The organism is Comamonas trifloxystrobinivorans, from assembly GCF_043359985.1.
Lineage (GTDB): Bacteria > Pseudomonadota > Gammaproteobacteria > Burkholderiales > Burkholderiaceae_C > Comamonas > Comamonas trifloxystrobinivorans.
This window is the reverse complement of sequence record NZ_JBHZGV010000032.1, coordinates 1-18,458: the sequence shown is the minus strand read 5'-3', so window position 1 is coordinate 18,458 and position 18,458 is coordinate 1. Positions and strand designations below refer to the sequence as shown.

17 protein-coding genes are annotated in these 18,458 nt (G+C 63.7%); 16 read left to right on the top strand and 1 reads right to left on the bottom strand.

The window, feature by feature from the left end:
* The 16 genes from ACFIQF_RS24210 (at position 1) to ACFIQF_RS24135 (ending at position 17,517) form a co-directional block, all read left to right on the top strand.
* On the top strand, positions 1-1,629 hold the full coding sequence (locus tag ACFIQF_RS24210) for a TolC family protein (protein WP_393946202.1): 1,629 nt from the start codon (positions 1-3) through the stop codon (positions 1,627-1,629).
* 92 nt (positions 1,630-1,721) lie between these two features.
* Positions 1,722-1,946: a Flp family type IVb pilin gene (locus ACFIQF_RS24205; RefSeq protein ID WP_393946201.1), complete on the top strand. Its 225-nt coding sequence runs from the start codon at positions 1,722-1,724 to the stop codon at positions 1,944-1,946.
* A gap of 14 nt (positions 1,947-1,960) precedes the next feature.
* On the top strand, positions 1,961-2,533 hold the full coding sequence (locus tag ACFIQF_RS24200; protein ID WP_393946200.1) for an A24 family peptidase: 573 nt from the start codon (positions 1,961-1,963) through the stop codon (positions 2,531-2,533).
* 190 nt (positions 2,534-2,723) lie between these two features.
* Positions 2,724-3,785 carry a Flp pilus assembly protein CpaB gene (gene cpaB, locus ACFIQF_RS24195; RefSeq protein WP_393946199.1) on the top strand — a complete coding sequence of 354 codons (1,062 nt, stop codon included), beginning with the start codon at positions 2,724-2,726 and terminating at the stop codon, positions 3,783-3,785.
* 104 nt (positions 3,786-3,889) lie between these two features.
* A complete protein-coding gene (locus tag ACFIQF_RS24190) occupies positions 3,890-5,335 on the top strand; it encodes a type II and III secretion system protein family protein (RefSeq protein WP_393946198.1) in 1,446 nt (481 codons plus the stop codon).
* An 18-nt stretch (positions 5,336-5,353) separates the two neighbouring features.
* Positions 5,354-6,880: a pilus assembly protein CpaE gene (locus tag ACFIQF_RS24185; protein ID WP_393946197.1), complete on the top strand. Its 1,527-nt coding sequence runs from the start codon at positions 5,354-5,356 to the stop codon at positions 6,878-6,880.
* 7 nt (positions 6,881-6,887) lie between these two features.
* Positions 6,888-8,222, top strand: a complete 1,335-nt coding sequence (locus ACFIQF_RS24180; protein WP_393946196.1) for a TadA family conjugal transfer-associated ATPase — start codon at positions 6,888-6,890, stop codon at positions 8,220-8,222.
* Positions 8,219-9,208, top strand: a complete 990-nt coding sequence (locus ACFIQF_RS24175) for a type II secretion system F family protein (RefSeq protein WP_393946195.1) — start codon at positions 8,219-8,221, stop codon at positions 9,206-9,208. The genes ACFIQF_RS24180 and ACFIQF_RS24175 overlap by 4 nt, the downstream gene beginning before the upstream one ends.
* Before the next feature lie 16 nt (positions 9,209-9,224).
* The gene (locus tag ACFIQF_RS24170; protein WP_393946194.1) at positions 9,225-10,211 is read left to right on the top strand and encodes a type II secretion system F family protein; all 987 of its coding nucleotides are present in this window, start codon (positions 9,225-9,227) and stop codon (positions 10,209-10,211) included.
* The gene (locus tag ACFIQF_RS24165) at positions 10,212-11,177 is read left to right on the top strand and encodes a tetratricopeptide repeat protein (RefSeq protein WP_393946193.1); all 966 of its coding nucleotides are present in this window, start codon (positions 10,212-10,214) and stop codon (positions 11,175-11,177) included. It abuts the gene before it with no gap.
* A gap of 10 nt (positions 11,178-11,187) precedes the next feature.
* A complete protein-coding gene (locus ACFIQF_RS24160) occupies positions 11,188-11,577 on the top strand; it encodes a DUF3613 domain-containing protein (RefSeq protein WP_393946192.1) in 390 nt (129 codons plus the stop codon).
* A 32-nt stretch (positions 11,578-11,609) separates the two neighbouring features.
* Entirely contained in the window at positions 11,610-12,131 is a 522-nt protein-coding gene (locus tag ACFIQF_RS24155; protein WP_393946191.1) for a TadE/TadG family type IV pilus assembly protein, read from the top strand.
* Position 12,132: 1 nt separating this feature from the next.
* On the top strand, positions 12,133-12,615 hold the full coding sequence (locus tag ACFIQF_RS24150) for a TadE family protein (RefSeq protein WP_393946190.1): 483 nt from the start codon (positions 12,133-12,135) through the stop codon (positions 12,613-12,615).
* Positions 12,612-14,768 (top strand): pilus assembly protein TadG-related protein, encoded by a 2,157-nt coding sequence (locus ACFIQF_RS24145; protein WP_393946188.1) that lies wholly within the window; start codon positions 12,612-12,614, stop codon positions 14,766-14,768. The genes ACFIQF_RS24150 and ACFIQF_RS24145 overlap by 4 nt, the downstream gene beginning before the upstream one ends.
* 30 nt (positions 14,769-14,798) lie before the next feature.
* Positions 14,799-16,214 carry a sigma 54-interacting transcriptional regulator gene (locus ACFIQF_RS24140; RefSeq protein ID WP_393946186.1) on the top strand — a complete coding sequence of 472 codons (1,416 nt, stop codon included), beginning with the start codon at positions 14,799-14,801 and terminating at the stop codon, positions 16,212-16,214.
* 55 nt (positions 16,215-16,269) lie between these two features.
* Positions 16,270-17,517 carry a glycosyltransferase gene (locus ACFIQF_RS24135; RefSeq protein ID WP_393946185.1) on the top strand — a complete coding sequence of 416 codons (1,248 nt, stop codon included), beginning with the start codon at positions 16,270-16,272 and terminating at the stop codon, positions 17,515-17,517.
* 7 nt (positions 17,518-17,524) lie between these two features.
* Here the strand turns inward: ACFIQF_RS24135 and ACFIQF_RS24130 are convergent, their stop codons facing one another.
* Positions 17,525-18,265: a 16S rRNA pseudouridine(516) synthase gene (locus tag ACFIQF_RS24130; protein ID WP_393946184.1), complete on the bottom strand. Its 741-nt coding sequence runs from the start codon at positions 18,263-18,265 to the stop codon at positions 17,525-17,527.
* Positions 18,266-18,458: the final 193 nt, after the last annotated feature.

Genomic DNA, 18,458 nt, shown 5'->3' with positions numbered 1-18,458 from the left:
ATGCAACACGCCCTGCTCCACCGCTCCCTGCCACTGCGCCCATTGCGCCCGCTGGCGCTGGCCACCAGCTTGCTGTTGTGCGCTGTGCCGCTCGCCGCGCAAGAACAGGCCGAGCCTACGGCTGCCGAAGCTGCCAACCCTGCCGAGCCTGGCACCGCGCAAACGCCACAAACACCACAGCTGCCGCTGGCCTTGGCCGCGCAGCTCAGCCCCAGCTCGCTCGCCGGCGACAGCGCCCGCAAGCAATTGCTGACCGCGCTCTACACCATGCTCAGCGAGCACCCCGATGTGCGCAAATCCCGCGCCGCGCTGGAATCGGCCGGCCACGACGTGCATACCGCCCAGGGCGAGCGCTGGCCCAAATTCAAGGTTGGCACCTCGCAAGGCAATGCCTCCATTGCGCAAAGCCAAAAGCGCGAAAGCTATACCGCCATCAATGCCGAAGTGCGCATGGCGCTGTTCGATGGCGGCGCCATCGACGCCGGCATCCGCTCTGCCGAATCCACCGAAGCCGCTCAAGGCAGCGTGCTCTACACCACGCGCCAAAACCTGTTGCTCGACGCTTTGACCGCCTTGCTGGAGCTGCACCGCTTTGACACCAAGGCCCGCATCGCCGCCGAATCGGCCGACACCATTGGCCAGCTCACCCGCGTGGAAGAGCGCCGCGCCGAGTTGGGCGCCGTGGGCCGCAACGATCTGCGCCAAGCCGCATCGCGCCGCGCCAGCGCCTTGGCCCAGCAACACGCTTTGCAGGCGCAGCGCAGCGATGCCATGGCTCGCTTTGTGCGCTTCTACAACTACGCGCCCGGCACGGCCCTGCCCGACCCGCAAGTACCCACGCATTGGCTGCCCGCCAGCGAAAACGCTGCGCAACAAGCCTCCGAGCAACAAAGCGCTGAGCTGCAAGAGATCGCCCACACCATAGCCAAGGCCGAGGCCGAGGTGGAACGCGCCAAGGCGCAGCGCTTCCCCACGCTCTCGGCCGTGGTGGCCCACACGCGCGATCCCAAAGGCGTGCTCTACACCGACGGCACCCGCTACGGCCTGGAGCTGAACTGGAACTTTGGCAACGGCTTTGAAATGCGCGACCGCATTCTCAAAGCCTTGAACGAGCTGCAAGCCCAGCAAGCGCAGCAAGAAGCCGTGCGCCGCCAAGTGCACGAGGCCGCATCGTCCTCCTGGGGCCGCTGGCAGGCCGGGCGTGAGCGCGAAGCCCAACTGTCTGACGCGGTGCGCGAGGCACGCGGCGCTTTTGAAGGCTATCGCCGCTTGCTGCAAGTGGGCCGCGGCAGCCTGTCGCAAGTGCTCGACGCCCAGCTCGACATGCAACGCCTGATGCTGGACGAGGCCGACGCCTTGTACGACCAGCGCATCAACACCTTGCGCCTGGTGCGCACCACCGGCCAGCTGCTGCCTGCCTCTCTGCCTGCGCAGTGGCTGGACCAGCTGTTTGCCAATGCCGCCACCAGCGCCCAATACCAGCCCGGCCGCACGCCTGCCGCCGGCAGCACCGAACCCACCCCATTGACCGCCGTGCAACAGCTGCCATTGCGCCTCGACCCGCGCCTGGACCCGCTCTTGCTCGCCCTGCCCGCCTACCAAAGCACGAGCCAGGCCGTGCGATGGTGACGCCCCTGTTTTTTCCCGCAGAGCTTGGTGCTGGCCCATCACCAAACCCTGTTTCCTCCCATGGGCCATGTGCAAAGACTGGAGACCCCACCATGACGAACTTCATCAAAAACTTCTGGGCCGACGAAGAAGGCGCTACCGCGATTGAGTATGGGTTGATTGCGGGGCTGATTGCCGTGGCAATCATCCTTGGAGCTTCCACCCTTGGTGGTGGTTTAAACAAAGTGTTCTGCGGCATTGCCAACTTGCTCGGCGGCCTTGGTAGCCAGGGCGCAAGCACGACCTTTGCACCTGCAGACTGCGCTGCTGGCGGTTAAAGAGCGAGCTTGAGATGACCACTACCTGGCTCCTGTCGCGCATCCTGCTGCTCTGGCTGCTGGCCATAGCGGTGATGGACTTGCGCAGCCGCAAGGTGCGCAACTGGATGGTGCTGGCCGGCCTGGCAACAGGCACGCTGGCACTGTTCAGCGGTGTGCAACCTTTCTGGGTGGAGCCTTGGGATGGCTTGTTGGGAGCCTTGGTGGCATTTGCCGTGCTGCTGCCGTTCTATGTGATCCGCTGGATGGGTGCAGGCGATGTCAAGTTTGCAGCCGTCATGGGGCTGTGGTTTGGCCTGTCGCCTTATCTGCTGGTCATCTGGCTCGGTGGCAGCCTGCTCGCCGGCCTGCATGGCATGGCCGTAATAGCCTGGCGGCGGCTGCGCCTCAGCGCCTGGGGCGGCTGGCTGCAAGCCTATCTGCCCACACCACTGGCAGCAAGTCTGGCGCCACCAGCAACGGTAACGGCAGAGCACGACGGAGCCAGTGGCCCACGCATCATCCAACGCAGTATTCCCTACGCCGGTTATATGGCGATCGCTGCGCTCTGGGTGGTTTGGCGCACCGGCCCGAGCTGGGCACCCTGAAGCAACGCAAGGAGCAAGCATGGCCAATGCACCGCCTCACCCATACCGCCCAAGCACCTCGGGTGCTTGGCTCTGCGACCTGCCCCACAGCAGGCCGCAAAGCCCAGCATCTGCACAGCTTCTGCCCCATGCCGCACTGGCAGAGCGCAACCCGACACAACAACGATAGAGAGAGAGAAGGAGACGCACCATGAACCTCACCAAGATACTCGCCGGCCTGCTGCTGGTGCTGGCTATTGCGCTGGGGATTGGTGCCTGGATGCTCAGCCGCCAACCTGTACGCCAGGTGGCGGCTCCATCCGCCCCCGCACCGGCAGCAGCGCCGGCTGCGCCGCCTGAAATGCACAACGTCGTCGTAGCAGCCAAAGCCGTGCCCGCTGGCCAGCGTTTAACGGCCGAAGATGTGAAAGTGGCGCAGCTGCCTGCAGCCGTTGCCAACAGCTTTGCCAGCACCGAGCCCGTGGTGGGCCGCACCACGGTAGTGGCGCTGCAACCAGATTCGCCCTTGTTCGAGCAGCAGTTGCTCAACGGCTTGGCACTGCAGATCGAGCCCGGCCAACGCGCTGTGGCGATTGCCGTCAAAGACACCATGGCCGCCGGCCACCATGTGCGGCCAGGCGATTTTGTCGACGTGTTCTTCACGCTGGAAAGCAAGGCCGACCAGACCGACATCGACACCCAGGCCCGCCTGCTGCTGGCCCGCAGCCGCGTGCTGGCCTATGGCGCTGCCAGCGTAGAAAACCCGCCACCTACCGCCGCGCAACAACGCCAAGCCCAGCAAGAAGCCGACAGCGGCAACGCCGCCCGCCGTGGCAGTGCCAGCCGCGAAGGCGCCAGCGCCGCGCCCGCCAACGCCAACACCGCCGTGCTGGCCGTGGCGCTGGAAGACGTAGAGCGCCTGGCCCTGGCCGAGAAATACGGCAAGCTCACCCTGGCTTTGCGCCACCCCGATGACACCAGCGTGCCTAACCCTGCCCTGTTCGCCAGCCTGCCTACGGTTTTGCAGCCGGTAGCGGCACGCCTGAAAAAAGACGAAGCCCTGCAGCCCGCCGACCGCGCCTTTGCCGGCCTGCACTTCAAAGACCTGGCCGTCGGCGCCAAAGCTCCCGCGCCTCGCCCCACCCCGGCGCCCACGCCAGCCCTGAGCGCGCACGCGCCCATGCCACCCAACGCAGCGCCCGCCGCCCAAGCCGCACGCGGCAACACGGTCGAGATGTACCAGGGCGCAACGCTGCAAACCGTCAATTACTGAAACCAGAGAAAGCCCGAAGCACTTAACGTCCGCCAGCGCCAGCAGCCCAGCGATCCACCGCCAAAAACATTCGCCGCATTGCCCCAGAGCAGGAGGCAGCCACCATGACCTTGAACTTGCAACCGCACCCCGCGCCCCTGAGCCTGATCGCCAGCCTGGTAATTGCTGCCTGGACCTTGCCCGGCAACGCGCAAACGCCCGCTTCTGTGCCCAACCCGGACAGCGAGCCAGCAGCCAGCGCAGCTGCCAGCGAAACCGCTCCCAGCCTGGACCTGAGCGTGGGCAAACAGCAGTTGCTGGAGCCCGGCGGCAGCGTGGCCCGCATTGCCGTGGGCGACCCTGCGGTGCTCGATGTGAAAGTGCTGCGCGACCTGAACACCGACGCCACCAAACCCCGTGCGCAACTGCTGCTCACGCCCAAGGCCGCCGGCCAAACCAGCCTAGCCGTGTGGCCCAGCAAAGGCGCGCCGCAGCACTGGATGGTGCGCGTGAGCGGGCCGCGCCTGCTGCTGACCCGGCGCCTGGCCAGCCTGCCCGAGCATGCGCAAGCCCTGGCCGATGCCAGCACCAGCGCAGCCAAGGGCACCACGCTGGTAGACCGCTCGCAAATCGATGTGGCCAGCAACACCGTGCAAGTAGACGTGCAGGTGGTGGAGTTCAAAAAATCCGCGCTGCGCCGTGCTGGCATGAATCTGCAAAGTGGCGGCCCCAACAACCATGGTTTCCAATTTGGTGTTTTCACACCTGGAAGCGGCGGCTCGGGCAGCAGCAGCTCATCGGGCAGCGGCTCCACTGGCAGCGGCAGCACCGACGGCAATGGTGGCAACGCCAGCGGTGGCAGCACCTCGGCCATCACGAGTGCCATGAACCTGGTGCTGAGCTTTGGCAGAGCCTTCAGCGGCCAAGGCATCAGCGCGCAACTGGGTTTTCTGGAAACCAACGGCATGGCGCGCGTACTGGCCAAACCCACGCTGGTAGCCCACACCGGCCAAAGCGCGAGCTTTTTGGCCGGCGGCGAAATCCCCATCCCCGTGCCCAGCCGCGACGGCAACATCGCCATCCAGTACAAGGAATTCGGCGTCAAGCTGCAGCTGACGCCCACCGTTCTGTCGGACGAGCGCATTGCGCTGAAAGTGGCGCCCGAGGCCAGCGATCTGGACTACTCGCAAGGTGTGAGCATCAGCGGTGTCACCGTGCCAGCCGTGCGTACGCGCCGCACTGACACCATGGTGGAGCTGGCCGATGGCGAGAGCTTCATCATCGGCGGCCTGGTGAGCCGCTCGACCACCTCCAGCGTGAACAAGGTGCCGCTGCTGGGCGATCTGCCCATCCTCGGCAGCTTCTTCAAAAACATGAACTACAGCCAGGATGAGACCGAGCTGCTGATCATCGTCACCCCCCGCCTGGTGCAGCCACTGCCGGCTGGCACCAATCTCGAAGCCCTGCTGCCCGGTGCTGCCTCCGAGCGCCGCAATGCCGGGCAGGTCTGGGCGCCCTATTTCGCCGGCGAGCCCCTGACCGGTTCTGCCCTGCCGGGTTTTTCGTACTAAGCCATGAATGCCCTCACCATGAGCAGCGAATCCAGCCTCTCCCCCACCCCAGCCGCAACGCCGGTCACGCCTTCGCTGGCCGATCTGCTGGCAGTACGGCCGCAGCAGGACGTACGCCCCGCGCAGCCTGCCGCGCCCTACCGCGAAGACAGCGCCGACATCGTGGTGCCGATGCCATTTCTGCGCCAGCAAACCGAGCATTTCTCCTCGCTCGGCAGCACCTCGCCCGGTGGCTCGGTCGATACGCAAGCCGACGCTCCGCTGGCCGCACCCATTGCCGCCAACACCGGCAACGCGCCCAAAGCGCGCGTGCCGCTGGTGCTCTTGCACGGCAACTCCAGCGAAGGCGCGCTGGCGCAAACCTGGATGCACCGCGTGCTCGAAGGCGAGCAGCTGTTCGGCATGCGTTTTCAGGACAACTTTGCCGAGCCGATCCAGCGCCAGCAGCCGCAGGCGATTCTGATCCAGTTCATCCCCGGCGCTACCGATACGGCCGTGCAACTGGCAGGCCAGTTGCAGCAGCTGTTTCCGCATATTCCGCGCATCGCCATCGGCCACAGCAAATCGCCTGAATGCATGCTGGCCGCGCTGCGCGCCGGGGTGCAAGATTTTCTCGACATGGACGGCCCGCTAGACACCGCCCAGCAAACCGTGCGCCACCTGCTGAGCCAGCCGCTGATGGCCGAGCCCTTGCACCAACGTGCGCCCGTCACCGCCTTGCTCTCGGCCCGCGCCGGCCTGGGTTGCAGCCTGGCCGCCAGCCACCTGGCCTGGTACCTGCAGCAGCGCCTCGGCCCGGCCAACGCCCATGGCGGCACCGCGCTGGACGACGAAACCGCCCACCTGGCCTGCCTGCTGATCGAAATGGGCACGCCGGGCAGCGACTGCTCGATCTACCTGAACACGCCGGGCGAGTTCAGCTTCAACGACGCAGTCAGCCAGCAGCGCCGGCTCGACCGGCGCATGGCGCAAAGCGCGCTGGCCCGCCACGACAGCGGCCTGCGCCTGCTCGCCCAATCGCGCCAGGCGCGGCCCGTGGCTTCGGACGATGCCGACGCGCTGCTCACCCGCCTGGGCCAGTACTTCGAGCACATCGTGCTCGACCTGGGCGCCGCCTCGCCGCAACTGGCGCTTCAGGTGCTACCCAGCGCCAGCGACATCTGGGTGCTGTGCGACCAGAGCGTGGCCAGCGTGGTCTGGACGGCCGAGTTGCTGACCCAGCTGGACGCGCATCAGATCGAGCGCGAGCGCATGCAACTCGTGGTCTGCCGCCACGATGCACGGCTGGAGCTGAGCGCTCAGCAAATGGCGCGCCAGCTGCAACTGCCGCTGCTGGGCGTGATCCCCGAGCGCCGGCGCGAGCTGGCGCAAGTGGTGAACCTGGGCGCCCTGCTGCCGCTGCAGCCCAAGCGCGAGCCCTATGTGCAGGCCCTGCAAACCCTGATGCAAAACCTGCTGGAGCAACACCACCCGGATCTGGCAGAACCCACCAGCACCGCTGTCGGCCCTCTGGCCCATTTGCTGCAACGTTTCAGAAAGCACTGAGCCGACCATGAGCACCACCGTCTTTTCCACCGCCGCCACTGCCGGGACTGCCGGCGCCAGTGACTTCGAACACAGCCCGCTCTATGCGGAGCTGAAAAACAGTGCCTACGAGCACTTGCTCAGCCGCATTGAAGAGCTGGGTGCCGAGTTTGGCCGCTGGTCGCAAGCGGCCATTGCCCAGTTCGTGATGCTGGAGCTCGACAGCTACATCCGCCTGCACGCGGTGCCGGTGAACGAGCTCGAAGCCCAATCCGTCGCGCATGCACTGACGCGCGAGCTGACCGGCCTGGGCCCCTTGCAGCCGCTGCTGGAAGACCCGCGCGTGGAAGACGTGCTGATCAACGGCTACCAAGATATTTATGTCTCGCGCGGCGGCATTTTGCAGCGCGAGGCTTCGCACTTCAAAGACGACGAGCATGTGCTGCGCATCGTGCGCCGCATCCTGGCGCCGCTGGGCCGGCGGCTCGACGAATCGAGCCCCATGGTCGATGCGCGTCTGCCCGAAGGCGGGCGCATCAACGTCATCATTGCGCCGCTGGCGATTGACGGGCCTTCGGTGTCCATCCGCAAATTCCGCAAGGACCCGCTCACGCCGCAAGAGCTGGTGCGCCTGGGCACCTTCAACGAAGACATTTGCCGCATTCTCGAAATGGCGGTACAGGCGCGCTGCAATATTTTGGTGAGCGGCGGCACCAGCTCGGGCAAAACCTCGCTGCTCAACGCGCTGGCGCACTTCATCCCCGGCCGCGAGCGCATCGTCACCATCGAAGACACGGCCGAGCTCTCGCTCAACCACAACCATGTGGTGCGCCTGGAAAGTCGGCCCGGCAGTTTTGACGGCAGCGGCCACGTCAGCATTCGCGACCTGCTGGTCAACAGCCTGCGCATGCGGCCCGACCGCATCATCGTCGGTGAAGTGCGCAGCGGCGAAGTGCTGGAGCTGCTGCAGGCCATGAACACCGGCCACGACGGTTCGATGGGCACCATCCACGCCAGCTCGCCGCGCGAGTGCCTGTACCGCGCCGAAATGCTGGCCGGTTTTGCCGGCTTCCAGGGCAGCGAAGTGAGCCTGCGGCGCCAGATCGCCAATGCGGTCGACTTCATCGTGCAGATCGGCCGCCTGTCCAACGGCCGCCGCCGCATTCTCTCGCTCACCGAAGTGACCGGCATGACCGACAACGTGATCTCCATGCAAGAGCTCTACCGCTACGAGCCGCAGATGGACGCCAACGGTCAGGAAGTGGACCACTGGACCTCGATGGGCATCTCGCCGCACTCGCCCAAGCTGCTGAGCTGGTGGCGCGCCCAGCAACAGGCCGGCGCTGCAGGAGGCACAAGATGACAAGCGCGGCGCCCGCCATTCTGGTGTTGGTTGCGCTGGCCTGCGTACTGCTGGCCCTGGCGCTGTGGCTGTTTGCGCGGGCCCGCAGTGGCGACACGCAACGTGCCATGCAACACCATCTGCAACGCAACCTGGATATCCAGCGCGAATTGCAGGCGAGCGCCGCACCCTTGGGCATGCCCATGCCCAACAACCCGCTGAACCTGGGTGCCAACGCCAGCAACAGCATCAAACCGGGTGCTGCGCCCAACCGCTGGGAGCAGTTGGCCGATTGGCTGGGTTTTGAAGCCTGGGGCATCAGCCCGCGCGTGCTGGGCGTGATTGCTGCAGGCGCTGTAATGCTGGCGGTCTTCGCCGCTGTGTCTGCCGGCATCGCCATGGGTTTGTTGCTGCTCGTGGTGCTGGCCCTGCTGTTCTGGTTTGCCGTGGCCATGCGCATCAGCCGCCGCCGCGCCAAGATGCTGGCCCAGTTGCCCGCATTTCTGGACAATGTGGTGCGTCTGATCTCCATCGGCAACTCGCCGCACGCCGCCTTCCAATTTGCCTGCAACAACGTGCCCGAGCCGCTGGGCGGTGCCTTGGCGCACGTGAGCGCCTCGCTCAATATCTCGCCCGATCTGGGCCAGGCCATGGCACAGCTCGAACGCATCTGGGGCTTGCCCGAGTTTGGCCTGCTGGCTGCCGTTTTCCGCATGAGCACACGCTACGGCGGCCGTGCGGATCTGGTGCTGGAGCGCGTGTCCGCCTACATCCGCGACCGCCAATCGGCCGAGCGCGAGCTGCATGCGCTGTCCACCGAGGTGCGCTTGTCGGCCTGGATTCTGGCGCTGCTGCCGATCGTGGTGGGCACGCTGATCATGTTCTTGAACAAAGGCTACTTCATGCGCATGTGGAACGACTCCGCAGGCCAGAAGATGATCTTTGCCGCCGCCGCGCTGCAAGTGATCGGCTCGTTCCTGCTCTACCGGCTGGCTCGCCTCAAATGAAAGAACAGGAAGCCCCATGAGCGCACAAGAACTCTGGACCCTGGCCTTGGTGGCAGCTGCCGTAGCATTGCTGCTGCTGGCGGGCGGCCTGCTGTGGCGCTTGCAACGCGGCGCCCGCGCCCAGGCCCAGGTGGAAAAACTGCTGCAAAGCCGCGAGGCCAGCGCGCAGACCATGCCCTTCCCCATGCCTGGCTTGGCACCAGCCGCCCCAGGCAAACAAAGCAACCAGGAAGACGCTGCCGACACCGTGGCCAGCAGCATGCGCCCGCCGCCCTGGCTGGCCAACGGCGTAGCCAAGGCCTTGCTGGCCGACGAAGACCGCAAGCTGCTCGACCAGGCCGGCTACGAGCTGGCTCGCGGCGGCCTGTTCTATGTGGTGGGCCGCGTGGTACTGGCGGTGCTGCTGCCCACGCTGGTATTGCTAGTGGCACAACCCAGCGGCCTCAAGGCCTTGATGTACGGCTTTTTCGCCTTTGCGCTGGGCATGATGCTGCCCAAATGGGTGCTGCGCTCCAAAGCCAATGCGCGGCGCGAGCAAGTGGTAGAAGAGCTGCCGCTGTTTGTCGACCTGCTGCGCCTGCTGCAAGGCGTGGGCCTGAGCATCGACCAGAGCCTGCAGATTCTGGCCACCGAGTTTGGCAGCGTGCTGCGCGTCATCAGCAGCGAGCTGAGCCTGGCCAACCGGCTCTACAGCTCGGGCCGCACGCGCGAGCAATCGCTGCAGCGCCTGTCGTACCTGGGCGCAGATGACGACATGAACGCCGTCGTCAATCTGCTCGTGCAGGTGGACCGCCACGGCGGCGCCGTGCAAGAGCCGCTCAAGGAATTCAGCGTGCGCCTGCGCGAAAAACGCCAGGCCAGCTTCAAAGAAAAGATCGGCACCATCACCGTCAAGATGACCGGCGTGATGGTGCTCACCCTGCTGCCCGCGCTGTTGGTGATCACCGCCGGCCCGGGTTTCACCGCCGTCATCCGCTCTTTGTCGGCCATGGGAGGACGATAAATGCACCGCCACCACACCCCTCACCTGGCCCGCCGCTGCGCGCCCGCATGGGCCGCCAGCCTGTGCATTCTGCTGCTGAGCGCCTGCGCCTCGAAAAGCCCTCAAGGCTATGGCGTGGCCGAGCCCAGCACCGCCCAGCAAGCGCAGCAGCAAATGGAAAAAGCCGAGCAATCGACCCAGCTCGACGCGCAACAAACCTATCTGAACCTGATTGCGCAAATGCAGCAGGCCAACCAGTGGTATGCATCGCTCGCCCATACCGAAGCCTTTGAGCGCCAATACGGCAACACGCCACAGCTGCGCCTGATGCGGGCCGACGCCCAGCGCAACACCGCGCAAACCCAGGCCGCCCAAAGCAGCTACGAAAGCCTGCTGGCCGACAGCAACAGCAGCGTGGCCGCCCGCGCCCACCGTGGCCTGGGCTTGCTGCTGGCGGGCCAAGGCCAATTGCCAGCGGCCGTGGCACAACTGGAGAAAGCCCGCTCGCTCAACCCCATTGACGCCGACGTTCTGAGCGACCTGGCCTACGCCCACATGCTGCAAGGCGATCTGCCGGGTGCGCAAATCCCCATCATGCAAGCCTCGCAACTGGCGCCCAGCAATGCCCGCGTACAGCTGAACCTGGCCCTGTACTGGCTGGCCAACGGCTCGCACAACCAGGCGGCACAACTGCTGCAGCGCCTGCAACAACCGGCCAGCAAAAATGCCGCCCCGCTGATAGACCAGAACTCCGTGCGCACCTTGCAAAGCCAATTGGCCGCCGTGCAACAAGCGCTGGCTCGCAAGCAAGGCGCGAACACGTTGCCTGCTGTGCCCACTGTGCCCGCTGCCGCCACGCCGCAGCCTGCACCGGCCAATGCGGATATCGGCAGCGCGCCGGCTGCCCCTGATACAGCCACCGCACCCGCTTCGCCCACGCTGCCGCTGGCGGCTTCGGCCAGCGCAAACAGCCCCGCACAACCCTGAGGAGCCAGCCATGTCCGCCACCTCTTCCTCGCTGCTCCAACGCTCGGTCTTTGGCCTGCTGCTGGCTGCAGCAGCTTTGCTGGCGCACGCCGAGCAAAGCGCCCAGACAACGGCAACACCTGCCTCCTTGCATGCCAGAGCCGCGCCCGGCACCAGCGCTGATGCCTTGCCGGAGCGCGTGCGCCCGGTCATTCCTGCACAGGAAATAGCGCCCGGTCGCCCCAGTGCTGTTGGCCCGGCCACGGAGCGCCTGCTCGACTTGCAGCGCAATGCGCAAAGCGAGCGCCCACGCCGCATCGACGGCGAGCTGGCCAGCCGCAGCTACCAGCGCTACCTCAAAAGCTTTGAAACCGCCATTCCTGAACAGTTCGACACCGGCATGAACCTGAAAAAGCAATAAGCACCCAAGCGCCCGCCCCTCTGGAGAAAACCATGTCCACGCCCAGCATCCACTCCCGCCAAGCCAGCGCCGGCCAACGCCAGCGCCAACGCGGCGTCTACGCGCTGGAATGGGCCATCATCTTCTCGGCCTTCTTCATGCTGCTGTATGCGATTGTGAGTTTCGGGCTGGCTTTCCTGGTGCGGCAATCCATGCAAAACGCGGCCGAAGACGGCGCCCGGGCAGTGCTGCGCTACCAAACAAGCCGCCCTGCTCGCCTTGATGCCGGGCGCCAACTGGTGGTCAATCGCCTGGGCTGGCTGCCCCCTGCCCTGCAGCCCAGTGCAGCGTCTATCAACGTGCGCATTTGCCAAGCGGCCAATAACCAGAACTGCGACAGCAGCCTGGACTGCGGCGTGGCCGTAGCACAGCGCTGCATTGTGCGGCTGGACTTCAGCATTCCCTACGGCAACGCCCCTTTGGCACCCGGTCTGAGCCTCTTTGGCATGGATATCCTCAACCCCGAGCGCTTGGCCGCCAGCGCCAACATCTTGGCTGATCAGGGAGGGCTTTGACATGGGCCATCGTCTCAGCATCCGCACAACGCGCCTGCAATCCGGGGTGGCCGCCATCGAGTTTGCGCTGATCGCAGCCCTCATGGCCTTGATGCTGCTAGGTATCTTTGTGTACTGGCGTGCGCTGCAAGCCCAGCAATCAGTTACCCGTGCTGCCGGCGATGGCGCTCGCATTGTGCAAAGCCTGATTTACGGCAACCTGCCTGGGTACGACATCCGCCTGAGCGCTGGTACCGACAAGCTACGGCTGGCAGCCGCCGATGTCGTCAAACAAAGCCTGAAAGACAGCGGCGTTCCGGGCGACACCCAGCTCAACACCAGCGTTTCTCTGACAACCAGCAACACGCAAGCCCAGTTGACTGTCAGCTACCAGTTGCCGCCTTTGTTTGGCGGTGCCTCTTCCGGCAGCGGCATGCTGTCCGAACCCACGGTTTTACGCTCCAGCGCCATCGTGGCCTATGTGTTGGCAGGAGCCAAGCCATGACCCATCACGCTGTCCATTGCCAAGCCAGGCAGTTACGCCAAAACGGCAGCGTCCTGGTGCAGTTCGCATTGTTGCTAGGCGTTCTTGTCGCCATACTGGGCCTCGTCGACATTGGCTACATGTACTACTCCAAGCGCGACTTGCAGCGCATTGCCGACCAGGCCGCCATCGATGCCGTGCAAAACATCGAATACAGCACCAACCCAAGCAACAAGCGCTGCCAGGATGCAGGCGAAGCAAGCATCAACACCAATTGGCCCATCGCCGTGACACGAGACACGCAGGAAACCAAGGTACGCTGTGGCAACTGGAACCCTGCCCAAAACCCTGCTCCGCGCTATTTTTCGGAAACGGGTGAACGCAATGCTGCACACGTTACCGTGCAAGGAACAACGCCCACCATCCTGCCTGGCACCTGGAGCCGCACCATTTTTGCTGAAGCCGTCGCCAAACGCGAAGAGCCTCTGGCCGTTTTTTCGGTAGCTACTACGCTGGTTAACGTGGGTTGCGCACAGCAACTGGCTCCGCTGGTACAGATACTCAAAATCGTTGGTGTGGGCGACCCTTGTGTCTCAGTCGGTGGCTACCAAGGCTTGGTCGGTGCGCAAATCTCTGCCAGTGGCCTGCTCAAAGCGCTGGGAATACCGTTGGACGCTAACCTGAGTGTTGCGGACCTCAACAACCTGCTGATGGCCAAGAAGGTCAAGCTCGGCGACCTGCTCGATACCGCCCTCACTCTGGGCGGCCACACAGAGCTGCTCGACCTCAATGCCAAAGTGCTCAGCCTGCTCAAGGCTCAGTTGGGTATTGACGCCCTCGCCATGGAAATTCCTCTCGGCTCAGGCCCCGATGGTCCTGGGGTGTTCGCATCCATCTATGCGCCCGACGGCACCAAAGGATCGGCACTTGATGTGCAGCTCAATGTGCTGGATATCGTGACTGCTGCGGTAGGTGTGGGCACCTCGGGGCGTGGGGTCTCAATCCCCAATCTGTCCGTAGCCATTCCTGGCATCTTGCCCAATCTATTGCAGGTCAAAGCCGGCATTATCGAGCCGCCGTCCATTGGCATAGGCAGCATCGGTGCCACCGCTTACAACGCCCAGGTTCGCTTGTACGCCGATATCGACACCGCTGGCGGCCTGGTAGGCGGGCTGCTGCAGTTACTGCAGACTCGTATCAAGCTACCTGTCTTTGTAGATGTGGCACGCGCCAAAGGCACGATTGACGACATCACCTGTCGGGTGCCTGGTACGGCCAGTACGGCACGTATTCGCGTTGATGCTTCAATCGCGCAAGCCTGTATCGGCCAGACGACAGGCAACCCGTTCTCCACCCGCACGCCCATCTGTGAGTCACTGCAAAATGAAACCTTGGTCAGCGTTTTGGGGCTGATCAAGGTCACCAACAAAGTCAAAATTGACGCGCTGACCGACTCCTACCTCTCCCCGGATTTGAAAGCCGGCGATCCTGCATGGCGAACACCAGGCAATTCGCTCAATCTGGGCACCATGCTCTCCAGCCTGGTCAGCGAACTGCTGAGATTGGTGGGCGAGTTGTTGGGCGCCCCTACAGGCGGCGAGTGGACAGCCGCTGAGAGTCAGGATGCTGCCACCAAAATGGCCAACCACTACCTGGGCATAGGTCCGAATGCGCAGGCTCCTCTCTCCACCGTCAATCTTGGGCTCCACGTGCCAGCCGTCAAAGGCGCATATGACACAGATGCGCTTGTTGATCGCCTGAGCAAGGGAATCGATCGCACAGGCCAGGGTTGCCTGCTCGGAATTCCCTTGCTTTGCTGGTCCACCAATGGCTGGAAAACCTGGGGCGACAGCGTCGGCGATGTTCTCCCTGGTCTACCCAATTACATCGGCAGTGGCAGTTGCCATCAGGTCGGCCTCACCAACGTCACGACCTACAACAACTGTGTGCGAGACAAGTTGGCTGAAGAACTGCTGAAGAAACCGGCGGACAAACCCAAGAACTTCTTACAAGTTCTGCTCGACCCCTTGCTCGTGGTCTTGAAAAGCATTCTCGACCCCTTGGGCAATCTGCTGGCAGGCCCGATCCTGCGTGATCTGCTGGGAATCGAGCTGGGGCTCAACGATGTAACTGTGACCTCCGTCGGCTGCGGCAATGCCCGGCTCGTCTACTGACACCGGAACCATGAAACAAGGAAGCGCAAAGTGAACTACAGCGATTTGGTCATCTACGTCTGGGAAGGCCAAGCCGATATTGCCGAGCGGGTGGAGCGCTGCATGCTCAACATGGACGTGCAGGTGGTGCGCGCCGACAGCTTGGCGGTGCCGCCCAGTGCAGAAGCGGGCAATGCGATTGCCGTGGTCAGCGTTTCGGTGTTGGAAGGGGCGCGCTTCACGCGCCAGGGCGTGGAAGGCAGTTTTGGCGGCATGCCGGTGTTGTGGGTCAGCTCCAACCTGCGCGGGGCCAGCGCGGGCAGCTATGCCACCGAGTACTCGCATGTGCTGCCTTTTGACTTTACCGGGGCCGAGCTGCGCGCCATGTTGATGCGCATACTGCGCCGCCTGCAAAGCACGCAGCGCCAGGTACACCGCTCGGACGACATCATCGCCGTGGCCGATTGCATGCAACGCCTGCTGCACGATGCCGATACCTTTGCCGACTGCGAACACAGCGTGCTGATTTTTGGCGAAACCGGCACCGGCAAAGAGCGCATTGCCGAGCGCCTGCACGAGCGCAATGCCCACTATGGCCTGGGCCCGTTTGTGGTGGTGAACTGCGGAGCCATCCCCGATGGCTTGTTTGAATCGCTGTTCTTTGGCCATGCCAAAGGCTCATTCACCGGCGCTGTCACCGCGCACAAAGGCTTCTTCGAGCAGGCCAATGGCGGCACGCTGTTTCTCGATGAAATCGCTGACTTGCCGCTCTACCAGCAAGTCAAGCTTCTGCGCGTGCTGGAGGAGCGCATGGTCACCCGCTTGGGCTCTGCATCGCCGGTGCGGCTGGATTTTAGGCTGGTGGCGGCCACCAACAAATCGCTGCGCGCGCTGGTGCACGAGGGCAAGTTCCGCGCCGATCTGTTCTTCCGCCTGGCGGTGATCGAGCTGCAAATACCCAGCCTGGAAGAGCGCGGCGAGGCCGACAAACTGGCCATCTTCCACGCCATCTTGCGCAACGTGGTGGGCAAGGATCTGATGGAGCAACTGGGCGAGCCGCCGTTCTTTATTCTCGACCTGGTGGCGCAGATGTACTTTCCCGGCAATGTGCGCGAGCTGCGCAATCTGACCGAGCGCATCGGCGTAGCTGCCCGCCAAACCCAAGACTGGCTGGCCAATGGCGCCACCGAGCGCATTCTGCGCCAGGCCCAAAGTCTGTCGGCCGCTACCTTCCCGGCCGAGGCGGAGGAAGCCGAACCCGTGCTGGCCGACCGCAGCAACTGGGACCTGGACGAGCGCAACCGTATCATCGCCGCCTTGAACGCCAACGACTGGAAGCGCCTGCAAACTGCGCAGCACCTGGGCATCAGCCGCAAAGTGCTGTGGGAAAAAATGCGCAAATACCAAATCAGCGACGGCGAGCCCGAGGTGCCCGTTTCAGCTAACGCCAACACCGCCGAAACCTAGAAAACCGGGTGCACAGCGCCCGCTCTGTTCCCCATCGACACCGAGTATTTCAGCCATGGGCAGCCAACCTTTGATCGTCTTCGTCGGCGCGGTTTATCCCAGCCAGTACAGCCTGCTGTGCAGCCATCTGCGCCAACAGCAGCTGGCCGACAGCTGGTTCATGACCACGCCCGGCCACAAAGCCAAGCACGAGGCCGATTGCGACCACCTGCTCTCCTTCCAGCCCGACGGCAAAATCGTCGGCCCGCAAAGCTATTACTACTCGAGCAAAGTGGAGCGCTCGGCGCGCATCTGCAAAGGCGTGCTCAAGGCGCTGAAGGACTTTGAAAAAACCCAAGGCCGCAAGATCGACCTGGTGGTGGCCCATTCGCTGTGGGGCGCGCCCAATTGGCTGTATGGCGAGTTGGATGCCGCCATCGTCAGCTACATAGAATTTCCCAGCTACCTGGCCCACGGCTGGGATGCCGCCTACCCGCCCGACGCCGCGCAGCGCCTGGGCGACCGCAATATGGAAATGCTGCACTTTCACCAGGTGCTGTGCAGCGACCTGACCATTGTGCCGAGTGCGCATGCGCGCTCGCTTTTTCCGCCACTGCTGCAAGACCGTATCGCCGTGCAATTTGAAGGCTTTGATATCGAGCCACCGCTGCGAAAATCGGCGGGAGCAAACAGCAATCAGCCTTTCACCATTGCATTTTCCGCACGCGACCTGTCCAGCGCCAAAGGCTTTGAAACCTATATGCGTCTGGTCGACCGCATGGTGCACGAAGGCGATTCGGACAACACGCGCTTTGTCGCCATTGGCGACCCCACCGCCGCCACCTACGGCTACGAACAGCAATGGGTAGAGCGCAAGTACAAAGGCGAAGTGGCCAGCTTTCGCGACCATCTATTGCGCGTCTACCCGGCTGCGCAGGTGGTGGAGTTTCCCGGCCGCTTGCCCTACGCGCAGTTTGCGCAACTGCTGGGCAGCGTGGACCTGTTTCTCTACCCGCTGCGCTATGGCGTGGCCAACTGGGGCTTGATGGAGATATTGGCCCGCGGTGGCTGCGTGATCGGCTCGAACTGGGGCTTTATCCCCGAGCTGGTACAGAACGATGTCAACGGGGTACTGCTACCCGATAACGACGACAGTTGGATAGCCGCCATCCGCCAGCTGCGGGCCGACCCAGCGCGCCGCGAACGCTATGCCAAAGCAGCCATTGAGACAGGCAAGCGCTACCACATATCAGCTGTAGCACCGCGCTACCTCGCTTTGTTTGAACGGGCACTCGCCAACAGGCGTGCGCCGCTGATCGTGTAAATCCGTTTTAAGGCTTGAGCAAGGCCAGTTCGTCAGCCTGCAACCAGCGCCACTGGCCGGGCTGCAAATCTGCCGGCATGCGCAAGCCGCCAATCTGGGCACGGTGCAAGCCCTCCACGCGGTTGCCAACTGCCGCCAGCATGCGTTTAACCTGGTGGTATTTGCCTTCGGTCAGCGTCAAATCCAGCGTGTTCTCGCCCGTCTTCACACAGGCGGCAGCCTTGACCGGCTTGGGATCATCATCGAGCACAACGCCGGCCAGCAAACGGTCTACCTGCTGCTGCGTTACCGCGTGCTTGGCGGTGACCTGGTAAACCTTGGGCACATGCTTTTTGGGCGAGCTCATGCGGTGGATAAACTGGCCATCATCACTCAACAAAAGCATGCCGGTGGTGTCTTGGTCCAGACGCCCCACAGCTTGCACGCCCTGGATGGCGTTCTTGTTAGGACGGTTGCGCAGCGGTGGCGGCAGCAAGGTATAGATGCTCGGATAGGTAGAGGGCTTTTGCGAGCATTCCGTGCCCGCAGGCTTGTTCAGCAACACATAGCCCAAGGCGTGGTATTGCCACTCCACCCCTTGCACCTTGAAGCGCAGCCCTTCGGGCTCGACATCCAGCGTGGAGTCAGTGGTTTCCACCCAGTCGCTTGTCGCCTCGTCCCACAACTGCACCCAGCCCTGTTGCACCAGGCCCGAGCAGACACGGCGCACGCCAAAGCCTTGCGAATACAACATATCTTGCAACTGCATGCCAACCTCTTGTGATCTCTTGCTTGCCTGTGCGGCAGGATAGGAACGAGCCAGACTGCGCTGGCTCCATAAAAGCAAAACCCCCGAGACCATTGAGATCACGGGGGTTAGCAGTGTAAGAGCCTGACGATGACCTACTTTCACACGGGAATCCGCACTATCATCGGCGCGAAGTCGTTTCACTGTCCTGTTC

Bases quoted from the DNA above. Each gene is read 5' to 3' on its own strand.
- ACFIQF_RS24210 (WP_393946202.1), top strand. From the start codon at position 1: ATGCAACACGCCCTGCTCCACCGCTCCCTGCCACTGCGCCCATTGCGC.
- ACFIQF_RS24205 (WP_393946201.1), top strand. From the start codon at position 1,722: ATGACGAACTTCATCAAAAACTTCTGGGCCGACGAAGAAGGCGCTACC.
- ACFIQF_RS24200 (WP_393946200.1), top strand. From the start codon at position 1,961: ATGACCACTACCTGGCTCCTGTCGCGCATCCTGCTGCTCTGGCTGCTG.
- cpaB (WP_393946199.1), top strand. From the start codon at position 2,724: ATGAACCTCACCAAGATACTCGCCGGCCTGCTGCTGGTGCTGGCTATT.
- ACFIQF_RS24190 (WP_393946198.1), top strand. From the start codon at position 3,890: ATGACCTTGAACTTGCAACCGCACCCCGCGCCCCTGAGCCTGATCGCC.
- ACFIQF_RS24185 (WP_393946197.1), top strand. From the start codon at position 5,354: ATGAGCAGCGAATCCAGCCTCTCCCCCACCCCAGCCGCAACGCCGGTC.
- ACFIQF_RS24180 (WP_393946196.1), top strand. From the start codon at position 6,888: ATGAGCACCACCGTCTTTTCCACCGCCGCCACTGCCGGGACTGCCGGC.
- ACFIQF_RS24175 (WP_393946195.1), top strand. From the start codon at position 8,219: ATGACAAGCGCGGCGCCCGCCATTCTGGTGTTGGTTGCGCTGGCCTGC.
- ACFIQF_RS24170 (WP_393946194.1), top strand. From the start codon at position 9,225: ATGAGCGCACAAGAACTCTGGACCCTGGCCTTGGTGGCAGCTGCCGTA.
- ACFIQF_RS24165 (WP_393946193.1), top strand. From the start codon at position 10,212: ATGCACCGCCACCACACCCCTCACCTGGCCCGCCGCTGCGCGCCCGCA.
- ACFIQF_RS24160 (WP_393946192.1), top strand. From the start codon at position 11,188: ATGTCCGCCACCTCTTCCTCGCTGCTCCAACGCTCGGTCTTTGGCCTG.
- ACFIQF_RS24155 (WP_393946191.1), top strand. From the start codon at position 11,610: ATGTCCACGCCCAGCATCCACTCCCGCCAAGCCAGCGCCGGCCAACGC.
- ACFIQF_RS24150 (WP_393946190.1), top strand. From the start codon at position 12,133: ATGGGCCATCGTCTCAGCATCCGCACAACGCGCCTGCAATCCGGGGTG.
- ACFIQF_RS24145 (WP_393946188.1), top strand. From the start codon at position 12,612: ATGACCCATCACGCTGTCCATTGCCAAGCCAGGCAGTTACGCCAAAAC.
- ACFIQF_RS24135 (WP_393946185.1), top strand. From the start codon at position 16,270: ATGGGCAGCCAACCTTTGATCGTCTTCGTCGGCGCGGTTTATCCCAGC.
- ACFIQF_RS24130 (WP_393946184.1), bottom strand. From the start codon at position 18,265: ATGCAGTTGCAAGATATGTTGTATTCGCAAGGCTTTGGCGTGCGCCGT.